This is a genomic window from Rhodococcus sp. D-46, assembly GCF_011290655.1.
Taxonomy (GTDB): Bacteria; Actinomycetota; Actinomycetes; order Mycobacteriales; family Mycobacteriaceae; genus Rhodococcus_F; species Rhodococcus_F qingshengii.
In genome coordinates, this window is sequence record NZ_JAANTF010000005.1 from 230,393 (window position 1) to 250,208 (window position 19,816).

At 61.8% G+C, this 19,816-nt stretch carries 23 protein-coding genes; 11 read left to right on the forward strand and 12 right to left on the reverse strand.

The annotated features are described in order from the left end of the window. Positions 1–37 precede the first annotated feature (37 nt). Positions 38–1,474 (forward strand): type I glutamate--ammonia ligase, encoded by a 1,437-nt coding sequence (gene glnA, locus G9U53_RS14325; protein ID WP_003941609.1) that lies wholly within the window; start codon positions 38–40, stop codon positions 1,472–1,474. A 144-nt stretch (positions 1,475–1,618) separates the two neighbouring features. On the opposite strand, the gene G9U53_RS34180 is transcribed toward glnA, so the two are convergent. After that, positions 1,619–2,239 carry a YdeI/OmpD-associated family protein gene (locus G9U53_RS34180; protein WP_165638817.1) on the reverse strand — a complete coding sequence of 207 codons (621 nt, stop codon included), beginning with the start codon at positions 2,237–2,239 and terminating at the stop codon, positions 1,619–1,621. Between the two features lie 122 nt (positions 2,240–2,361). Next, positions 2,362–3,327: a YafY family protein gene (locus tag G9U53_RS14335; protein WP_042921865.1), complete on the reverse strand. Its 966-nt coding sequence runs from the start codon at positions 3,325–3,327 to the stop codon at positions 2,362–2,364. Between the two features lie 110 nt (positions 3,328–3,437). On the opposite strand from G9U53_RS14335, the gene G9U53_RS14340 reads away from it, so the two are divergent. After that, on the forward strand, positions 3,438–4,379 hold the full coding sequence (locus tag G9U53_RS14340; protein ID WP_165638818.1) for an alpha/beta hydrolase: 942 nt from the start codon (positions 3,438–3,440) through the stop codon (positions 4,377–4,379). 680 nt (positions 4,380–5,059) lie between these two features. Here G9U53_RS14340 and G9U53_RS14350 read toward each other — a convergent pair. After that, positions 5,060–5,518, reverse strand: a complete 459-nt coding sequence (locus G9U53_RS14350; RefSeq protein WP_054832002.1) for a DUF5994 family protein — start codon at positions 5,516–5,518, stop codon at positions 5,060–5,062. 96 nt (positions 5,519–5,614) lie between these two features. Beyond that, positions 5,615–6,010: a PPOX class F420-dependent oxidoreductase gene (locus tag G9U53_RS14355; RefSeq protein WP_165638819.1), complete on the reverse strand. Its 396-nt coding sequence runs from the start codon at positions 6,008–6,010 to the stop codon at positions 5,615–5,617. 187 nt (positions 6,011–6,197) lie between these two features. Here G9U53_RS14355 and G9U53_RS14360 point away from each other — a divergent pair, with 187 nt between their 5' ends. The 5 genes from G9U53_RS14360 to G9U53_RS14380 all read left to right on the forward strand — a co-directional run bounded on the left by G9U53_RS14360 (position 6,198) and on the right by G9U53_RS14380 (position 9,587). Continuing rightward, a complete protein-coding gene (locus G9U53_RS14360; protein ID WP_003941590.1) occupies positions 6,198–7,385 on the forward strand; it encodes an inorganic phosphate transporter in 1,188 nt (395 codons plus the stop codon). A 14-nt stretch (positions 7,386–7,399) separates the two neighbouring features. Beyond that, the gene (locus G9U53_RS14365; protein WP_003941641.1) at positions 7,400–7,681 is read left to right on the forward strand and encodes a hypothetical protein; all 282 of its coding nucleotides are present in this window, start codon (positions 7,400–7,402) and stop codon (positions 7,679–7,681) included. Positions 7,682–7,709: 28 nt separating this feature from the next. Then, complete coding sequence (locus tag G9U53_RS14370; RefSeq protein WP_037129727.1) at positions 7,710–8,042, forward strand: DUF3349 domain-containing protein; 333 nt, start codon at positions 7,710–7,712, stop codon at positions 8,040–8,042. A gap of 11 nt (positions 8,043–8,053) precedes the next feature. Then, complete coding sequence (locus G9U53_RS14375) at positions 8,054–8,392, forward strand: DUF3349 domain-containing protein (RefSeq protein ID WP_165638820.1); 339 nt, start codon at positions 8,054–8,056, stop codon at positions 8,390–8,392. 151 nt (positions 8,393–8,543) lie between these two features. Next, positions 8,544–9,587, forward strand: a complete 1,044-nt coding sequence (locus tag G9U53_RS14380; RefSeq protein WP_172827113.1) for an alpha/beta hydrolase family protein — start codon at positions 8,544–8,546, stop codon at positions 9,585–9,587. Positions 9,588–9,659: 72 nt separating this feature from the next. Here G9U53_RS14380 and G9U53_RS14385 read toward each other — a convergent pair whose 3' ends face one another. After that, the gene (locus G9U53_RS14385; RefSeq protein ID WP_003941628.1) at positions 9,660–10,052 is read right to left on the reverse strand and encodes a VOC family protein; all 393 of its coding nucleotides are present in this window, start codon (positions 10,050–10,052) and stop codon (positions 9,660–9,662) included. A 56-nt stretch (positions 10,053–10,108) separates the two neighbouring features. On the opposite strand from G9U53_RS14385, the gene G9U53_RS14390 reads away from it, so the two are divergent. Together G9U53_RS14390 and G9U53_RS14395 are read left to right on the forward strand one after the other, a co-directional pair. Continuing rightward, entirely contained in the window at positions 10,109–10,888 is a 780-nt protein-coding gene (locus tag G9U53_RS14390; protein WP_207624275.1) for an AraC family transcriptional regulator, read from the forward strand. A 2-nt stretch (positions 10,889–10,890) separates the two neighbouring features. Then, positions 10,891–11,241, forward strand: a complete 351-nt coding sequence (locus G9U53_RS14395; protein WP_064689149.1) for a hypothetical protein — start codon at positions 10,891–10,893, stop codon at positions 11,239–11,241. On the opposite strand, the gene G9U53_RS14400 is transcribed toward G9U53_RS14395, so the two are convergent. Genes G9U53_RS14400 through G9U53_RS14410 form a run of 3 tightly spaced genes read right to left on the reverse strand, consistent with a single transcriptional unit; the run spans position 11,234 to position 14,152 of the window. Next, complete coding sequence (locus G9U53_RS14400; protein ID WP_007735443.1) at positions 11,234–12,343, reverse strand: LLM class flavin-dependent oxidoreductase; 1,110 nt, start codon at positions 12,341–12,343, stop codon at positions 11,234–11,236. The two genes, G9U53_RS14395 and G9U53_RS14400, sit on opposite strands and share 8 nt — an antisense overlap. After that, a complete protein-coding gene (gene thiM / locus G9U53_RS14405) occupies positions 12,343–13,188 on the reverse strand; it encodes a hydroxyethylthiazole kinase (RefSeq protein WP_165638821.1) in 846 nt (281 codons plus the stop codon). The genes G9U53_RS14400 and thiM overlap by 1 nt, the downstream gene beginning before the upstream one ends. A gap of 43 nt (positions 13,189–13,231) precedes the next feature. Continuing rightward, the gene (locus tag G9U53_RS14410; protein ID WP_082661509.1) at positions 13,232–14,152 is read right to left on the reverse strand and encodes a rhodanese-like domain-containing protein; all 921 of its coding nucleotides are present in this window, start codon (positions 14,150–14,152) and stop codon (positions 13,232–13,234) included. 128 nt (positions 14,153–14,280) lie between these two features. On the opposite strand from G9U53_RS14410, the gene G9U53_RS14415 reads away from it, so the two are divergent. Continuing rightward, positions 14,281–14,967, forward strand: a complete 687-nt coding sequence (locus G9U53_RS14415) for a GntR family transcriptional regulator (protein ID WP_058039441.1) — start codon at positions 14,281–14,283, stop codon at positions 14,965–14,967. 48 nt (positions 14,968–15,015) lie between these two features. Here the strand turns inward: G9U53_RS14415 and G9U53_RS14420 are convergent, their stop codons facing one another. From G9U53_RS14420 to G9U53_RS14435, 4 genes are all read right to left on the reverse strand, one after another. Beyond that, a complete protein-coding gene (locus G9U53_RS14420; RefSeq protein ID WP_165638822.1) occupies positions 15,016–15,537 on the reverse strand; it encodes a hypothetical protein in 522 nt (173 codons plus the stop codon). 18 nt (positions 15,538–15,555) lie between these two features. Next, positions 15,556–16,587 carry a cupin domain-containing protein gene (locus G9U53_RS14425; RefSeq protein ID WP_075833459.1) on the reverse strand — a complete coding sequence of 344 codons (1,032 nt, stop codon included), beginning with the start codon at positions 16,585–16,587 and terminating at the stop codon, positions 15,556–15,558. 60 nt (positions 16,588–16,647) lie between these two features. After that, positions 16,648–17,469 (reverse strand): alpha/beta hydrolase, encoded by an 822-nt coding sequence (locus G9U53_RS14430; RefSeq protein ID WP_003941629.1) that lies wholly within the window; start codon positions 17,467–17,469, stop codon positions 16,648–16,650. 188 nt (positions 17,470–17,657) lie between these two features. Beyond that, entirely contained in the window at positions 17,658–18,785 is a 1,128-nt protein-coding gene (locus G9U53_RS14435; protein ID WP_003941634.1) for an NDMA-dependent alcohol dehydrogenase, read from the reverse strand. Between the two features lie 166 nt (positions 18,786–18,951). Here G9U53_RS14435 and G9U53_RS14440 point away from each other — a divergent pair, with 166 nt between their 5' ends. Beyond that, complete coding sequence (locus G9U53_RS14440) at positions 18,952–19,812, forward strand: fused MFS/spermidine synthase (RefSeq protein WP_083059123.1); 861 nt, start codon at positions 18,952–18,954, stop codon at positions 19,810–19,812. The last annotated feature ends 4 nt before the right edge of the window (positions 19,813–19,816 follow it).

Below are 19,816 nucleotides of genomic sequence, written 5' to 3' on the forward strand. Positions count from 1 at the left end.
GACATCACTTGGCTGAAGCGACTTAAGGAGCACAAGCGTGGCGTTCACCACGGCCGAAGAGGTCATCAAGTACATCGCGGACGAGAACATCGAGTACGTCGACATTCGGTTCAGCGACCTGCCCGGCGTCCAGCAGCACTTCTCGATCCCGGCGTCTGCTTTCAACCAGGACGTGTTCGAGGACGGCCTCGCATTCGACGGATCTTCGGTCCGCGGATTCCAGTCGATCCACGAGTCCGACATGATGTTGCTTCCCGACGTCACCACGGCGCAGATCGACCCCTTCCGCAAGGCGAAGACCCTCAACATCAACTTCTTCGTGCACGACCCGTTCACCCGTGAGTCCTACAGCCGCGACCCGCGCAACGTTGCCCGCAAGGCCGAGGAGTACTTGGTCAGCACCGGCATCGCGGACACCGCATTCTTCGGCGCCGAGGCCGAGTTCTACATCTTCGACTCGGTTCGCTACGACTCCGGCATGAACTCCGCTTTCTACGAATTGGATTCCATCTCCGGTTCCTGGAACACCGGCGCAGAGACCAACGCCGACGGCTCCCCGAACCTCGGCTACAAGGTTCGCGCCAAGGGTGGCTACTTCCCCGTCGCTCCGTACGACCACTACGTGGACCTGCGCGACGAAATCTCCACCAACCTGACCAACGCAGGCTTCGAGCTCGAGCGCGGCCACCACGAGGTCGGCACCGGCGGACAGCAGGAGATCAACTACAAGTTCAACACGCTGCTCGCAGCGGCCGACGACCTGCAGCTATTCAAGTACATCGTCAAGAACACCTGCTGGCAGCACGGCAAGTCCGCCACCTTCATGCCGAAGCCGCTCTTCGGTGACAACGGTTCGGGCATGCACGTCCACCAGTCCCTGTGGAAGGACGGCAAGCCCCTCTTCCACGACGAGTCCGGCTACGCGGGCCTCTCGGACATGGCTCGCCACTACATCGGCGGCATCCTGCACCACGCTCCGTCGCTGTTGGCCTTCACCAACCCGACGATCAACTCGTACCACCGTCTGGTGCCGGGCTACGAAGCCCCCATCAACCTCGTGTACAGCCAGCGCAACCGCTCGGCAGCTGTCCGTATCCCGATCACGGGCAACAACCCGAAGGCAAAGCGTCTAGAGTTCCGCGCACCCGACTCCTCGGGTAACCCGTACCTCAACTTCGCTGCACAGATGATGGCCGGCCTGGACGGCATCAAGAACAAGATCGAGCCGATGGCTCCGGTCGACAAGGACCTCTACGAGCTTCCCCCGGAGGAGGCTCGCAACATCCCGCAGGCTCCGACCAGCCTCGAGACGGTCATCAACCGCCTCGAAGCCGATCACGAGTACCTGACCGAGGGTGGCGTCTTCACCACCGACCTGATCGAGACCTGGATCTCGCTCAAGCGCGAGCAGGAAATCGCTCCGGTCAACCTGCGTCCGCACCCGTACGAGTTCGAGCTCTACTACGACGTGTGATCCGCATCCTGACGTAAGTCAGACCTGCGAGTACCGAGTCCACCCGTCCCGCTTCTGCGGGGCGGGTGGACTTGTTTCGGTCCGAGGGAGATCCTTCGGACAGATGATGACCGGCCTTCATACCGGACGCGGTCGAATCGCGGATCAGCCGCGGGCACGTTGACCGATGGCCGCATTGTTGACGATATGGGCGATTCGACCTGCCCGTGTTGCGTCTCGAGCGGCACTGACGATCCACCACAGCATCTGTTTGCGGGCGCTGGGCGGAAAACTGTCCCAGTTGCTTCGCGCTTGCGTGTCCAGGTCCAGCGCCGCCTGCAAGTCAGATGGTTCCTCGAGGTCTTCGACTTGGTCGAGAATCGTCCACCAACCAGTGGATTTCGCGGCAGCAATGGCACCACGACCAGCAGCGGTCATGAGGCCACGCGCCTCCATATCAGCTGCGCGTTCGCGGTTGAGTCGGGTCCAGGAACTCTTGCGTCTCCGCGGTGTGAACAGTTGCAAATTGCGCTCTTCGTCGAAGATGGTGTTGGTGGAATCGATCCACCCAAAGCAGATCGCTTCCTCAACGGCCTGAGGGTAGGGGCAGCGTGGTCGGCTGGTGGTGGTGCGCCAGGAGCACAACCACACTCCACGGCCTGCAGTGTGATTGACCGTCAACCAAGTTCGCCACTGTTCGCGAGTCTCGGCGTGGATGATCGGGTAGTCGAACTTCCACGTCGGGGGGTGGACGGAAGCCGGCGGCGATGATTTCGAATCGGTCACTTACTCTCCAAGCCTAGAGGGAATCGGATACGTGTCTCGATAGACGAGGGGCCTGCGCAGGGAACACGTCCCCGCGGCAACTTGTACGTGAATGGTCTTGTCGCGCAATCCTCTTCTGACTGTCATGGTGGCGAGACCCTGAGGTGAAGGGCGAGCCGACTGACGGTGTCGGCAAGCTCGGTTGGTTCGATGACGACCACTGGGGCGGTGAGCGCAATGCGCGCAACCGTCATGGCGAGCCTGCCGAGATCTTCGCTGCGGATCTGGACAAGGCAGCGGTCCGCTGCCACCTCGATCGGTGTGTGGTCAATCCATCTGAGTACGCCCTCGAGGTCGGCGAACGTAGCTTCGATGGCGAGTTTTGCATCGTGGTGACGGGGTGGCGAGCCGACTGATCTCGCGACGAAGCCTGCCGCGTCACCGCCCGGGATCTCGCGTGGCGTGAAATGACTGCCCGCCAGCCAGGGCTCCGAGAGCCGGTCCAGTCGAAATGTTCGCCAATCCGAACGATGGTGGTCCCATGCTACGAGATACCAACGACGTCCCGCCGTGACAAGGCGGTGCGACTCGACGAGTCGTCTGCTGCTCTCGCCATCACCTCGCCGATAGTCGAAACGAACGTGCTCGTGGTCGCGACATGCCGCAGCGAGCACACTGAGTGCTTCGGGATCGACGATGTCGTCATCTGCCCGCCGCATGGAACTGACGCTCGAATGCAGTGCCGACACACGTCGGCGTAGTCGATGGGGCAGGAGTGTTTCGATCTTCGTCAGCGCGCGCAGCGACGTTTCTTCGATGCCGCCGATGGCGGCCTCGGCGGCGTAGCGCAGTCCGACGGCTACCGCCACGGACTCGTCATCGTCGAGGATCAGGGGCGGCACGTGCGCCCCCGTTGCAAGTCGGTAGCCCCCGTATTTTCCGGACGTGGAATCGACCGGATAGCCGAGGTCGCGTAGGCGATCGATGTCGCGGCGCACCGTCCGCTGCGTGACATCGAGTCGTGCGGCAAGTTCGGCACAGTGCCAGAAGCGATGAGTCTGAAGGAGCGAGAGCAGTTGCAGTGCTCGGCCTGTGGGATCGTTCCGCATTACTTCAGATTGCCAGCGATCTAGGACTTTATGTGTCCACGATGCTCCCTATCGTCGGAGCAACCGGTCGATCCAGACACGAGATCGGTACTCGACTCAAAGGAGCATCCGTGAATCCATCCGACCTCCCCAGGCCCGTCCTCATCCCAGTGAACGGCGTGGAACTCGAAGTCTTCGAAGCAGGGCGACACAATGCCGGGAAACCCATCGTGTTGTGTCACGGATGGCCAGAGCACGCCTATTCCTGGCGATACCAGGTGCCCGCCCTTGTCGAGGCGGGCTACCACGTCATCGTCCCGAACCAACGCGGCTACGGCAATTCATCACGCCCGACCGAAGTGACGGACTATGACATCGAACATTTGGCGGGTGATCTCATCGCACTTCTCGATCACTACGGCTACGACGATGCCACCTTTGTCGGTCACGATTGGGGTGCCTTTGTCGTGTGGGGCCTTACCCTGTTGCACCCGGACCGGGTAAACAAAGTGATCAACCTGAGCCTGCCCTACCAGGATCGCGGAGAGCAGCCGTGGATTGAGTTCATGGAAGCCGTGCTTGGCGGTGATTTCTACTTCGTCCATTTCAATCGACAGCCGGGCGTCGCGGACGCGGTGTTCGAAGACAACACCTTCCGGTTCCTCCGCAACCTGTACCGGAAGAACGAACCCCTCAGGGAACCTCAGCCGGGTATGGCGCTGATCGATCTCGCCAAAGCAGAGACACCACTCGGTGAGCCCCTGATGAGCGATAGAGAATTGGCCGTATTCGTCTCCGCCTTCGAATCGACAGGATTCACGGGCAGTGTGAACTGGTACAGGAACCTTGACCGCAACTGGCATCTGCTGGCGGAGGTGGACCCGATCATCCAACAGCCCACACTCATGATCTACGGCGACCGTGACGCGATCGCGAGAGCTGAGAACCTGACAGAGTTCGTGCCCAATGTGGAAGTAGTCAATCTCGACTGCGGTCACTGGATCCAACAAGAAAGACCCGAAGAGACCAACCAAGCGATCTTGAACTGGCTGGAACGGCAGGATGCCACATAGTTTCAAGGCTAGGTGCGGTCTCAGTGAAAATGTCAGTCTCATTCAAGTCCAGTAGGGGGCTTGATCTGGACCGACCTTCTTCGAGATTTGGCGAGAGCGTCGGTAAACAAACCATGCACTCAACCCGACGATGGGCACAAGCCAAATCCCGACAGAGAAGGCGACAGCGCGCCACACACCGACTCGCCCGGACACGGAAACCAAATCGGCCGTTCCGACAAGACACAGGGAAATCCAAATCAAGGTGAGAATGAATCCGCCGCCGTACAGAAGAACGAACGCCCCAAATCCGTCCATACAGTCCATTCCACTGTCGGCGCAGTCCTGAAGCCCCGCCGCACCGAGTAGAGAAATGTTCACAGTGGCGATGCTACGGACCAGGGCGTCCCGAACTTCCGAACGACCCGGCGGATTCGGCGATGCGAACCCCGCTCAGCCCGAACAAAGTAGAAGCCCCACCCCCGTGGGGAGGGCGGGGCTTCATTCGATCCGGCGCTCACGCACAGTGGGAGGGTGGTGGACATGCCGGACCGACGACACGGCAGGGAGTCAAGCTGCCGCGCCCAAGCGCTGACCTGAAGGAATGCGCCTGAGATCGTGGTTACGAGAACCATCAAACCAGACAAACTGGACACATGTTCAGGAATCGAGAGATTCGACCCCCGGACGTCAGAAAGATCTCACTGCACCCGATAGATTTCGCTGCGGACAGGATCCACCAACCGCCGCATGACCTCGTACGCGCGGTCCGGATCCGTGTACGGCGGAATCATCATCAAAACGAGTTGACGACCATAGATGTCGTCGAGATACATCAAATCGTGGGGCTGGCCAGGGTACGGACCCCGCACTTCCAGTCCATCGACCTCGTCGATACGACGCTGCGCGCTGCTGATCGTGTTCCAGTCGAACGCAACCCGCGCGATCGGCCCCAACCTCAGCGAAAGTGCGGATATCAGATCGTGAAGCTCCGCCGTGACGTTCGTGGTCCACGGGAACCACGCGCCGTCAACCGATGCCTTGACGGCACCTTGCCCACGAAGCAGGAATCGCGGAGTCCGCGTCGGCGACGGGAAAGGTTGCCCGACATGGCGCTGCGGCGCTTCCATTGCGTAGTCGAGAGTGCTGATGTGCGCCATGACGAGGCTCCTTGACGGAGGATTCGTGGAACCGTCAGGCAGAGGTGCCCGGTCGTGGGTTCCATACCTTCAGACTACTCCGCTACGCAATCCCGACTACGCGTCGACGGAAATGATCACGCCGGTGTCGCCGTACGGGAACGGACCATTACCGATGTGACCGAGGGTGTTGAAGAATTTCGAAATAGGCACCATCACACCGTATTTCGCTTTGACTTTGCTGCGGATCTCGTCGAATTCAGCTCCACCGCTCACCAACTGAGCGGTCCCGGTGACCGGCGACGCACCGTCGGCAACCTTTCCGCGATTGTTGCATGGCACGACGGTAACCCGTGTGTTGTTCCGCAGCCGCTTGGCCTTACCCGATTTCGAGGAAGTCCAGAACCCGATACGTCCGTCAGACAGCGGCACGACCCAGGTCGGCGTGGCCACAGCGTCACCGCTCTTACGGAATGTGGTGACCGAGATCGTCTTCTCTTCGCCCAAGGACATGAAACGAGCGTATGCCTCCACAACCTCCACGACCATGCACGCGAATGAATTTTCTCTACCCCAGGAGTTTCAAAACGGACAATTATCCGGACGAAGATGAACAACAGGTGCCGAGTGGTGGAAATGTCGCGGAACGACCCCGTCTCAGGTCGATTTGTGGCCCGCCGGTGTTGGAACATGACTTCTCGTGAATGCGGAACTCATCGTTCTCCTCGTCGTCGTCGTAACCGCTCTGGGGTTCGACTTCACCAACGGTTTTCATGACACTGGCAACGCTATGGCCACGTCGATTGCAACCGGCGCCCTCAAGCCCAAGGTGGCAGTCGCTCTGTCTGCTTCCTTGAACCTGGTCGGAGCTTTCCTCTCGGTAGAGGTTGCTGCCACCGTGGCCAAGGGTGTGGTGAACCTCGGAAATGTGGGTGGCCAAGCGCTGCTCACCATCGTCTTCGCCGGCCTTGTCGGCGGCATCATCTGGAACCTGGCAACGTGGTTGCTCGGCATCCCCTCGAGTTCCTCACACGCGCTGTTCGGCGGACTGATCGGCGCCGCAATCGCGTCCCTCGGAATGAGCGGTGTCGCCTGGAGCGGGGTCCTCAGCAAGGTTGTCATCCCCGCAGTTCTCGCGCCCGTCGTGGCCGGCTTGGTTGCCGCGGCCGGCACCTGGCTCATCTACCGCATCACCTCCAACGTCGGAGAAGAAACCAAGGACAAAGGTTTCCGACTCGGCCAGATCGGTTCGGCTTCACTCGTTTCCCTTGCCCACGGCACCAACGACGCACAGAAGACCATGGGCGTCATCTTCCTCGCCCTAGTAGCCCACGGAACCATCTCCGCCGACGCGGACATGCCGTTCTGGGTCAAGCTCACCTGCGCGCTCGCGATCGCTGCCGGAACCTACCTCGGCGGTTGGCGAGTTATCCGGACACTCGGCAAGGGACTTGTCGAGATTGCCGCACCACAAGGCATGGCAGCCGAAGCATCCTCTGCTGCAATCATTCTCACTTCCAGCCACCTCGGCCTTCCGCTCTCCACCACCCATGTGGCGACGGGTTCCATCATGGGAACCGGTCTGGGACGCAAGGGCGCCGAAGTTCGTTGGGGTGTAGCCGGACGTATGGCGGTCGCCTGGTTGATCACTCTTCCGTCCGCTGCAATCGTCGGCGCTCTGTGCTGGGGACTAGCCAACATCGTCGGCGGCCTGCCCGGTGTCCTGGTCGTCTTCGCCGTGCTCATCGCGTTGGCCGGCTGGATGTACCTGCGCTCCCGCAAGGAGCCCATCGATCCGAGCAACGTCAACGCCGAGTGGGACGGCGGCCTGGTGCCTGCAGAGGTCCCCGGTCCGGACGCCCGCGTCACCACCGACGTCAAAGCCTGAAAGAGGGAATCGACATGGATATCTTGAAAAACACCGTCGACTCGCTCTGGCAGGTCGTACTGGTCGGCCTCCTGCTGGGCGCCGGACTACCGGCGATCTTCGCAATCGGCCTGAAGTCGCTCGACGCCGGACAACGTGGCAGTGGCGGCGGGAGCACTGCCGTCGCGGCTCGCAGTCCGTTGGCCGTGGCAGGCGCAGTGGTGTGCTTCGCGGTCGTGCTCATCGCGATCGTCACCGGAATCCTCTTCATCATGCAGGGCTTCCTCAGCCACACATTCGGCATCGAGATCTTCTGATCCCGTGCGCCCTCACGAGCGGAAAGACATCACCGTGACTGCACCGACTCCATCCCTTCCTCAATCCATTCTTGACTGGCTTCGCGCCGGCTACCCCGAAGGCATACCGCCCAAGGACCGCATTCCGCTGGTCGCATTGCTACGACGCAAACTCTCGGACGCGCAAATTCGAGACATTGCCATCGGCGCTGCACTCGCAGAACTGAGCGACGTCAACAGCGACCAGGTGATCTCGAGCGACGAGATCAGCGCTCAGATCGCCGATCTGACGAGCCAGACTCCCTCGGACGAGGACATCGCGCGCGTTGCCTCCGTCCTTGCTGCCGCCGGGTGGCCCCTCGCTGATCTCGACAACCACTGAAGCTCGATTCGTTGAGTCTTCCACCACTTCTGGCTTCGATACTCGGCTGGCTGCGTGCCGGGTATCCGAACGGTGTGCCGGAGCAGGACTACGTCCCTTTGATGGCCCTGCTCCGGCGACAACTGTCCGACGACGAGATCGCCGTTCTTGCTGACGATCTCGTCGCCGGCTTTCCGCTTCCGGTCGATCCGATCGTCTTTCCCGGTTCGGTCGATCCGATCGACATCGGCGTCCTCATCACCAAGGTCACCGACGATATTCCGCACGAATCGGACGTCGCTCGGGTACGTGAACACCTGATTCGTGGAGGTTGGCAAATCGTGGCACAACCTCCGGTCGACGACGCCTGACGGCATTACGGTAAATCGGACCAGTTTGATAACGAACCGGTAACGGTGCCGTCGAGGTCAATACAGACCACTTAGTGTCATAAGGAATTCCGCGCCTCGGGGGGCTCGGTCGGATTTCGGTGTGCAAGCACCTTTGGGGCGGGAGTGATACATGCACGAGGCTCACACAGATTTGGCGAAGAACCCAGATATTTCGAACCCGGATCTTTCGAGAAACCGTATTTCGAAACGAATCAAGCGTCGGATCCTGGGCCTCGCCGCGACAGCACTCGCACTCCCCCTGACCGCAGGCCTGATCAGCGGATCGGTAGCGACCGCAGCGCCCGCGCGTACCGCCCCGGCCGGTGGCTACGAGGAAGTGTTCGTCGACTCGTCGATGGGACCGATCAAGGTTCAGATCCAGTGGGCTTCGCGCGGCGGCAACGCGGCGCTCTATCTTCTCGATGGCCTACGAGCACGCGACGACCGAAACGCATGGAGTTTCGAGACCAACGCTCTCGAGCAGTATCGCGGCGACAACGTCACCCTGGTCATGCCGGTCGGCGGGCAGTCCAGCTTTTACTCCGACTGGTATGCGAACAGCAATTTGAATCGCCAGCCGGTCACGTACAAATGGGAAACCTTCCTCACCCAGGAACTTCCCGCCTATCTGGAATCGCGCGGCGTCTCCCGAACCAACAACGGCGTGCTCGGACTGTCCATGGGTGGCAGCGCGGCACTGACGCTAGCCGCCTACCACCGCGATCAGTTCAAGTTCGCCGGTTCGCTCTCGGGATACCTCAACATCTCAGCTCCAGGCATGCGTGAGGCGATCCGGGTGGCCATGGTCAGCGCCGGGTCCTTCAATGTCGATGCAATGTGGGGACCGCCGTGGAACCCCGCTTGGCTCCGCAACGATCCCTTCGTGTTTGCACCCGAACTGGCTGGGCTCTCGCTGTACATCTCCGCCGCGAGCGGCCTACCCGGCCAGTTCGATCAACCGCGTCGACCCGTCGACTTCGTGAATACCGGTAGCGCCATCGGCCTCGAAGCCCTGGCCCTGATGAACTCACGGGCATTCCAGCTGCGCATGAACTCCCTGGGAATTCCGGCGACGTACAGCTTCCCGGCCAACGGCACTCATTCGTGGCCGTACTGGGGTGCAGAACTGTGGAAGGCCCGAGGCCAGATCCTCGACACCCTGAACGCTTGGTGAACTGACAACGACTCGATCACCGACAACCGCAGGCCCCGACCGATATTCGTTCGGGGCCTGCGTCGTTCGAATTCAGAGCGCGGCAAAGAGATCCACAGTATTGCCGTCGGGATCGAGAAGAACGGCGTAACGCTGCCCCCATACGGCGTCGAAGGGCGCCTTGTGCCCTGGGAAGTCGGCTGTCATGCGCTGATACGCCTCGTCTACTGCGGCGGGAGTCCCGAAATCGAAGGCCAAAGCGACGGGGTGTCGACCTTCCCCGACAGCGAAGTCCGGATCGAAGCTCGCGATGGTGGACAGCGCGTCCCAGGCCAGCCGAAGCCCACCGTCGAAAGTGAACTCCACATGCGGAGCGTCAGCGGGTGTTTCCGGAATGTCGAGCCCGAGGGTTCGGTAGAACGCGAGGGAACGCGCGAGATCGTTGGTGACGATTCCGACGAGATCGAGTCTCGGAGAGACGGACACGGTATTTCTCCTGTTTCGGGTCGAGAAGTGATCGGCGAGTGTGTGACGATGATCTGATGACCGGCACTGACACCCTCGCTCTCGACGGTAGTCGGACGGTAGCGTCGAGTCTTGAACAAAACGGCCACACCTATGTCGAGACTCGGATCACCGGTTCGGCCGGCCTCTTCAGTTGCACGTGGAAAAGCACCAGCGAAGCCCATACGCCCACGGAAGCAAAGCGGATTCTTCCCGATCTCTGCGCCGACTTCATCGTCGACAGCACCGGAAAGTCGTGGCTCGTCGGACCTGCCACCGGTGCCGATCTGGTTTCGGTCGCCGCCGGTACAACCATGTGGGGCATCCGGATCAATCCACCGGCTCTGCGGAGCCTGCTCGGCACAGCTGCCGACGCGGTGCAGGATTCGAAGATCGCCTTCGACGACATCCTCACTTCCAGACAAGCGCGGGTACTTGCCGACGCCCTGAGCCACGAGGCAGTCGACGCTCACCTACTGGGCCAGTTGTGGCGCGGACTGGAACCCGACCACGGAATCGAGCGTGGTTACTCCGCGCTCATCTCCTCCCCTTCCACGCCGATACGAGAGATTGCTGCAGACCTCGGTGTTTCCGAACGTCATTTCAGACGATCGATCACATCGGCGGTCGGGCTGTCCCCCAAACTGATTCAGAAGGTGCAACGAATGCAGGACGTGTTGACTCTCAGCCGCGGCGCAAATCTCACGCTGTCGTCGCTGGCCGGTCGCGCCGGCTACGCCGACCAAGCCCACCTCGCACGCGATACGCGTGCACTGGCAGGCCTGACACCGACTCAGCTACTGCGCGAGCACCGGTAACGATGAGTGAAGAACTGTTCGCCGCCCTCGATCACCTGGCTGCCACGTCAGCTGTCGTGATCGATCGCCCCCGAGGGTCGACACACCCGCGGTACCCCGATGCGATCTATCCGCTCGACTACGGCTATCTCGACGGCACGGTCAGCGCGGACGGCGACGGGATCGATCTGTTCCGAGGCTCGGCCGTCGGCAACGGTGTTGTCGCCGTGGCCGTTGTTGCCGACATCGTCAAGAAGGACGTGGAAGTCAAGATCCTTCTCGAATGTACTGCGTCTGAAATCGACACTGCCACAGCATTTCTCCGCGACGTTCTAGGTCTCGGTGCCACTGTCTTGCGGCGCGCCGTCAGCTGAGTTCGTCGAATCGCGGAACAAGATGCTCCGCAACCCACTTCGCTTCCTCGATCAGAGGCCAACCTGCCAGGATCAGTGCAGTCAAACCGGTTCGGCTGCGAAGCGTGCGTACCGAGTCCGTGATCGAATCCGGATCGCCGACGTAGTACACGGCCGATGACCCGGTGCCGAAGATGTCGAGGGGTGACCACGCCGTGATACCCGCGTACAGCCCGTCACCGACGTACAACTCCTCCGGTTCCGGAAGTCGGCCGGAGGCAATCTTGTCCGCCCAACCCTGCCGCTGAGCGTCGCGGGCGGTGAAGGTCTTGAGGTCTTGCTTCCCCTGAGTACGACGACGCACTGCGTTGTCCAAGACATGAGCGATCTGCTCGACGCCCGTCTTCTCGAACAACGAACGGAACCGGTCGTGCGCCTGCGCCTTGGTGGGGCGAACGATCACACCGGTGAGCGCACCGAAGTCGGTGAACTCGCGCCCGGCTGCCTCCGCCGCCGCCCGTGCGGCAGAGAATTTGTCTTCGATGAACGAAGTCTCGCGCAACATCGCCAAGTAGGTGTCGAGCACCTTGCCTGAATTCGCCAGGCCTGCAGGCGAATCACCGGTACCCCACAGCGGAACCTGATGCCCAGCGGGCGCATCGATACGCAGTGGCGTGTTGGGAAAGTTCGACTCCGTGCCTTCGGCGTAGATGCGGCGGAAGTCCGCCCAGTACTGCTCCCCCAACTCGTAACGCTCGTCGTGGGGCACGTTCATGTCGTACTTGGTCAGGATGTTCTCGCGTCCGTTGACCGAGTTGATCAACAGTCGGCCGCCGCTGAAGGCGTCGAAAGTCAATGCCTTCTCCGCCAGCAGTCGCGCCGGCGTCATGTTCGCGTAGACGGCGACGAGGAACTTCATACGCGTGGTGTGCGCTGCCGCCCACGTCGCCGAGATGAACGGATCGTTCGGCCAGGTGGCAACAAGCGCACCTTCGAATCCGCCGTCGTCGATGGTCTTCGCGAGCTCGATCTGCCTGGCCCCGTCCACGGGGAACAGCCCACCGGGGCTCCACGGGTAGTCCCCGTCTGCTTGGGTGAGATACCAGAATGTCTTGATGCCCATCAGTTCTGCACTCCAGCCGGCAGGTCGAACGATTCGATTCGGGCACGCGAACGGATGGTGTCCGCATTCACGCTGTAGAGCGCGTCGAGGTATGCGACCGCGAAAGAACCGGGGCCCGAGGCATTTTCCTCGGCGATCTCCGATGCCACGGCAACATGCGTGTGCGCGGCAACCAATCCGTCCAGCGCGGTCGACGTGACGGCGAGGTAGGCGGCGACAACACCGCCCAGAGAGCAACCGGTACTGGTCACGCGCGGCAACAGCGCGCTGCCACCGGAGACTCGGATGCCCTGGGTGTCACCGCCCGCATCGCGGCCGACGATGTAGTCGACCGGTCCGGATGCCGACACGGCATCCGCATGCTTCAAGAGTGACAGAGCGGCGGGCACCGCGTCGGCGGAATCGGAGGCACTGTCGACGCCGCGGGTGTCACCGCCGAGTCCGGCCAGAGCGATGATCTCCGATGCGTTCCCGCGGATGGCGCTGGGGTGAAAGCGCAGCAGATCCACAGCGATACCGCTCCGCCAGGGTAGTCCGCCGACACCGACGGGATCCAAAACCCATGGCGTACCGGCAGTTCGGGCCGCTTCTGCTGCTATCAGGAAAGCTTCGGCTGTCCCGTCGTCCGGCGTTCCGAGGTTGACGAGCACTCCCCCGGCGATGGCAGCGAACCCACCGGCTTCGTGGACGTTGTCGATGTGAGCGTTGCTTGCGCCGGCGGCGAGCAGAACATTGGTCAAGAAGTTCGCAGAAACGATGTTGGTCAGCGACTGGACGAGCGGTACCTGATCGCGGAGTGCGTCGATCGCCGACGCGACGGTTTCGACAGAGACAGTGTCAGACATGAGAATTCCTTCAGGACGGGAGGTAATTGAGGACTGCGGCGATTCAGGACCGCGGACATCGAACATCCGCAAGCGCGCCGCCGGGCTCACCGCCGACAACCATCGGCAAAACCGGATCTGCAGTCCATTCCTCCAACGAGCCGTCGTAGACCTTGACGTCCTCATAACCGCCGCGGATCAGCGCAAGTGCTGTCAGGCACGCCGAAACTCCACCGCCGCAATAGATCACGACAGGGTCGGCGGCGGTTGGTAGAACGTCAGCAGATTTCGACAACACTTCCTCGACTGGAAGCATCCTGGAGTCGGTGTCGAGGAGACTCTTCGCGGACAGATTCACGCTTGACGGAATGTGTCCGCGTCGCGAGTATCTCGTCTTCTCCGTTCCCTCGTACTGCTCAGGCGCGAGAGCGCACACCAGCGTTCCGGCTTCTTCTCCTGAGGACAGTGAGGCAACGCGAGGTAGATCGACCCACAGGCCAAGGTCCGTCACACTCCAACGCTTCGACGCCGACGTGTGGGTGACGTCGTCGCCGCTCGCGAGGGCGAAGCCGCATCGAGTCCATTCGGCGAGGCCACCGTCGAGGACCCTTGCTTCGATGCCGGCGTTGCGAAACACCCACCAGAGCCGTGATGCCCAGGTGGTCGAACCCTGGTCGTAGATCACGATTGTCGCACCCGGTTCGATACCACTGGATTGGAGATCGGACATCAACTGCTCCGTTGACGGGCGTGTGAAATGCAGCGCCGCTTCCCTTTCGGAAAAGACGTCCATGAGGTCGACGTGTCGGGAACCCGGGATGTGCGAGGAAACCCAGCCGTCGTACCCGGACTCCGGGCGATAGTCGCCGTCGAATCGCGCGGGAGGAAAATGAACCGTCGCGTCGAGCACAGCGACGCCTCCCTCGCGCAGCATCGCGTCGAGTTCAGCAGCACTCACCAGCGGCGACGCGGTCTCTCCAGCCACTTCAGACCCTCTCCCTCGGAAACGAACAAGCACGAACCTAAATGAGTACTAGCGTATACGCAAGTACTCACTCGTCGCCGATGGCATAATCGAACGCGCTCTACTTGCATGCACAGGAATGAGGACACATGGATCTCGACGCCGATACGAGCACCACCGATCTGCTGGTGCCGGAGGCTGCGCTCGGCCGGTCCGATCAGACCTCGCGGCAGTACCTGCGCCTGCGAGCCGACATCCTGGCCGGCAAGTTCCCCCAGGGCGCTCCGCTGCACGAGACTCAATTGTGCGAATCGTACGGCGCATCGCGTACCCCGATCCGCGAGGCACTCAACTGGCTCGCGCACGACGGTCTACTCGAACGAGCCGCCCGCGGTTTTCGTGTCCGCTCCGGCACTCCCGAAGACGTCATCGAAATCTACGCAGCGCGGGTTGCCCTCGAATCGGAAGCCGCCGGCGCCGCCGCACTCCGCCACAGCGATCTCGACCTTGCCCGCCTGGACGGATTGCACGAGTTCTGCTGCACTGCAACAGAAGGCACCGAGGTTCGTGCCGGAAACTTCAAGTTTCACGAGGCCCTCTGGCAGGCCGCCCACAATTCCACGATCACCTCATTGCTGATCCGCCTCACCACCCAACTGCGAATCTACGACAGCGGCCCGCCGTCGAACTACGGCGAACCTGACCTGCTCAATTCGGAGCATCAAGAGATCCTGAACGCCATCCGCGCCCGGGACGAATCGTCCGCACGTGGTCACATGCGCAACCATCTCGAGCGCAGCCGCGACCAACGAATAAGGATGTTCGCCAGCCGCTGACTTCAGACAGCCCAGATTTCTGCACGCCGACGCCTGCGCCGCCGTCGCTCAGACGGGGAGCGTGCCGGTCTCGAGGTCGTACACGCTCTCGGCCGGGCTCGACATCACTCGATCCGCCATCTCCTGCTTGAGCTCTGTCAGCCGTGACTCGTCTTCGGCCGTCCGGTCGGACTTACGGGACAGAGTGATGAACTCGTCGACGACGAACCCCTCCCGAACAGTCAGCGTGACGCTCGCGCCGCGATAGGTGATCCGAAATACGTACAGCGCGAGCGTGTTTCCACGTTCACGCCTGGCCAAGGAACTGTCAACGGTGTACCGCCCTTCGGTCACCGCGCGCGTGACCAACTCGAACGAATCGCGCACTCCTGGTCCGCCGTGTGCGGTGGTGACGACCAGCTCGCGACGCTCGACGGAGCCTTCCCCGCCGAGCACACCGAGAGCGCGCTCGAGAACCTTGTAGGCATGCGCCACGCCGCCCGGGGCCTGCGGACCGTGATAGCGGAGGGCGTCCTCGTACGTGAAGTCGAGCGTCGTCCCGTGATCGGTCACGGTGAGCGTGGTGGTCATGATGGGCGTCCTTGCCGATCAGTGCTGGCGGTCGATCGGATTGATCCGCGAGACGATGAGCGGATCGATCGGGGTGAAAGGAAAGTGCGGCAGATCCCGTTCCGGAACACCGAACGAGGCCGAGAGAACGCCGCGTGAGAACGCGGAAGCCGTTGCACGGTAGCCTATGTCGCCCGGCGTCGGCTGGTCGAAGAAGATGAGGAAGTTGATGTCCTCGTCACCTAGAACCTCGATGTGATGGGGATAGGCACGCGGAACGAAATACACCTGACCAGGCTCCAGTAGGTAGGTGTCGAGCGAACCGTCCGGATCGAGGACCGTCATCCGCCCGTGACCACGATGCACGTATCCCATTTCGGCAGTGACGGGATGCCAGTGTGGCTCACGCATCCCACTCTCGCGAATAGTCAACGAGTACATCGAAAGATCCTCCAGCGCCGCCCAATACTGCTTGCGCGCCACTTTCGCCTGTCCGTACGGATATGCGAGAGGCGCGATCTGGCCTTCGAGATCGAAGAGATGCGCGTTGGGAAGGCCGGCGGTATCGGGAACGACGGCGGCGCCGTCCCGCCGAACTATCTGGGACGCATCGGCTCTACCGAAGACGTCGAAGGCCGATGCGGCGAGATCGTACGTATTGCCGAGCACCGCGTTCGACATTGCGCTGACGCTACTCTGCAACGAAAAGTGCTGCGGCAGAGAAGTACGCAGGGCGGCGATGATCTCCGCCTCCTCCTCTCCGACATTCTCGATGTGATAAATCGCGCCGGATTCGACGTGATACATCTGCCCCGCTCGCACCACGAAACTGGCGAACTCGTCAGCATTGCCCAACATCGAGACGAGCACGGTTCCGCTGGTGACGTAGGCGATCTGGTTCGCGTTGACGTTCCATTGTGGTTCACGGATCGCGCCGGGACCGAGAACAATTCGTTTGATCGACAGACCGGACAGGATCGGCAACGAACTCGTGTCGAGCTGCGAGATCGACCCGAGTTCGTTCTCGAAGACACTGGGGCCATTGCGTAGTGAGGCAACGTGTGTAGACATGGCAATTTTATCCTTCCCACTCTGGTCCTTTCGACTCCGCTCCCTTCCGCCTCGCTGACGTCAGTCCTCGATGAACGCGAGAATGTCCTGGTCCAGTGTCTTCTGATATGAGCCGTAGATGCCGTGAGGTGCGCCCGGATACACCTTCAGCGTGCCCTTCTTCACCAGCTTGATCGCCTTCTCGGCCGCTGCGCCGATCGGCACGATCTGATCGTCGTCGCCCTGAGCGATGAGGAACGGAACGTCGATGGCTTCGAGATCGGAGGTCTGGTCCGTCTCCGAGAATGCCTTGACGCAGTCGTAGGCCGCGGCGAGGTTGACCAACATACCTTGCCGCCAGAAGTCGTCCTTCGCCCCTTGCGAGACGTCGGCACCTTCGCGGTTCGCGCCGTAAAAGCTCTCGCTGAGATCCTTGTAGAACTGCGATCGGTCTCGCAGAACTCCCTCACGGATGCCGTCGAAGACCTCGATCGGTGTGCCTTCGGGGTTGCCGTCCGACTTGACCATGATCGGCGGTACGGCGCCGGCGGTGATCACCTTCGCCACGCGCCCTTTGCCGTGCTGCGCCGCGTACCGGACCACTTCCCCGCCGCCGGTCGAATGGCCAACCAGGACCAGGTCTTTCAGGTCGAGTGTGTCGATCAGCTCAGCCAGGTCCTTGGCATATGTATCCATGTCGTTGCCGGTGTACGTCTTCGACGAGCGACCGTGTCCTCGACGATCGTGCGCGATGGTCCGGTATCCGGCGTCGGCGAACAACTTCATCTCGACCTGCCACGCGTCAGAACTCAGCGGCCACCCGTGGCTGAGGACGATCGGCCGGCCGACGCCGTGCTCGGTGTAGTAGATCTCGGTTCCGTCGGAGGTGGTGATGTAGGGCATGCTCTGCTCTTCTCTGTCGAGTCGTGGACTGAGATCCGGACACGGTGCCCGGTTTCCTCACTCTGCGAGTGCCCACTACGGGGGCAGTCGACTCATCGATCGACAGAAATGTGCGTGGGGGCAGAAGACTCCGGCCCGACACCACGAAGCGTGGTGCCGGGCCGGAGCCTTCAGTCAAAGGGAAACGATCAGTAATCGTCCTCCGTGTAGACGATCATCCCGCGCAGATTCTTTCCTTCGAGCATGTCGGCGTACCCCTCGTTGATCTCCTCGAGCTTGTAAGTCTTGGTCACCAACTCGTCGAGTTTGAGTGCGCCGCTTCGGTAGTGATCGAGCAACTTGGGAATCTGGGACCGTGGCCCTACCCCGCCGAAGATGGCTCCCTGCAAACGCTTCTGCAGAAGGGTCAGCTCGAAGAGGCTGAGCGTCACCTGCGAATCCGCGTAATGCCCCATTCCGACGACCACGACCTGTCCACCCTTGCCCGTCGCGCTGAGCGCGGGCTGAATGATGTCGCCGTGAATCTCGCCCACGGTGATCACGGTGACGTCGGCCATCTTGCCCCAGGTGATCTCGCCGATCACCGGTAGCGCTTCCTCGAGGGAGGCAAAAGTGTGTGTGGCGCCGAATTCCTTTGCCTTGTCGCGCTTGAACTCGACGGGATCGATCGCGATCACAAATCGTGCTCCGGCGGACGCCGCACCCTGCACCGAGTTGATTCCGACGCCGCCGACGCCGACGACCACCACCGTGTCGCCGACCTTGGCTCCACCGATCGCGGTGGCCGATCCCCAACCGGTGGCAACACCGCAGCCGAGCAAGGCCGCCTTGTCGAGCGGGATGTCCTTCTCGATCTTGATCACCGACGCCTCGTTGACGGTCACGTACGGCGAAAATGTTCCGAGCAGGCACATCTGGATGACCGGCTCGTCGTCGAGGGTGACGCGGTACGTCTTGTCGGAGATCGCCTGCCCGGTCAACAGGCCGGCTCCTTCGTCGCAGATGTTCTGCAGACCCTTCGCACAGGACGGACAACGTCCGCACGCCGGGATGAAGGCGAGAACCACGTGGTCGCCTTCTTCGACGCTCGCGACACCCGGTCCGACCTTCGTCACCACTCCGGCTCCTTCGTGCCCGCCCAGGGCCGGGTAGAAGGGCAGCGGGCTGGCGCCCGTACGCAAATGTTCGTCCGAATGGCACAGCCCCGATGCGGCGAGTCGGACCTGCACCTCACCCGAGACCGGGTCCCCCAGCTCGACCTCTTCGATCTCCCACGCCTGACCTGGCGCCTTGACTACCGCTGCCTTGACCTTCACCTGCACTCCTCGAAATTCTTCGTGATGCACGGACGACGAAAGAACGCGCCGGCATTTGTGTCGCCGATCACACTCCATGTACGAGTGTGCCTGAAGTAGCCCGAGAATACCGTCGGTCCGTGTGCCTTTTTGGTAGCCGCCTCTACCAGAAAGGCGCACGGCTAACATGGACACAGTGGCCAAGGGAACTCGCAAGACCAGAACTCGCAGCAGTACTCCCGAGCGAGGCGAGTCCGGTCCCGTCGCCGGCACTTTCCCCATCGATACCGGGACGTGCGAGCTTGTCCGCGATCAGTACTCCGATGACAGTTGGATCATCCAGATCAACGGAGTGCCCAGTTCCCACGTGAACGTCGCGGATCCCACGGTGCTCGATTTCGAGTACATGCGGTGGATCGCGCATCTGGTCGATTCCGAACGTGACAAGGCCGAGCGCCTGCGGGTGCTTCATCTCGGCGGTGGCGCCTGCTCCATGGCCAGATACTTCGCCGCCACCTACCCTGACGCGCGTCAAGTGGTGGTCGAAATCGACGGTGCTCTGGCGGAACTCGTACGCGATTGGTTCGACCTCCCGCGCGCGCCTCTTCTGCGCATCCGCGTCGGAGAAGCCCGCGCCGTCACCGAAACTCTCACCGAGTCCACCCGGGACATCGTGATTCGAGATGTCTTCGCCGGCAGCACAACTCCGACACCACTGACGACGGCGCAATTCACCACCCACGTACGACGCGTGCTCGCACCGGGCGGCATCTACATCGTCAACTGCGGCGACACCCCGGATCTCCAGGGCGCGCGCAGCGAGGCCGCAACCATCGGCGCACAGTTCGAACACATGGCGATCATCGCCGATCCCGCGATGCTCAAGGGCCGCCGCTACGGCAACATGATCATCGCGGGCAGCGACGTACCGATCGGCGGGCAACCCGCGCTCGCGCGCGAGCTACTCGGCGGCGGAGTTCCCGCCCACGTGTGGCAGAACGCCGAAGTCCGCAGGTTTGCCGCGAACGCGGCGATTCGGCAGGACTGACCGA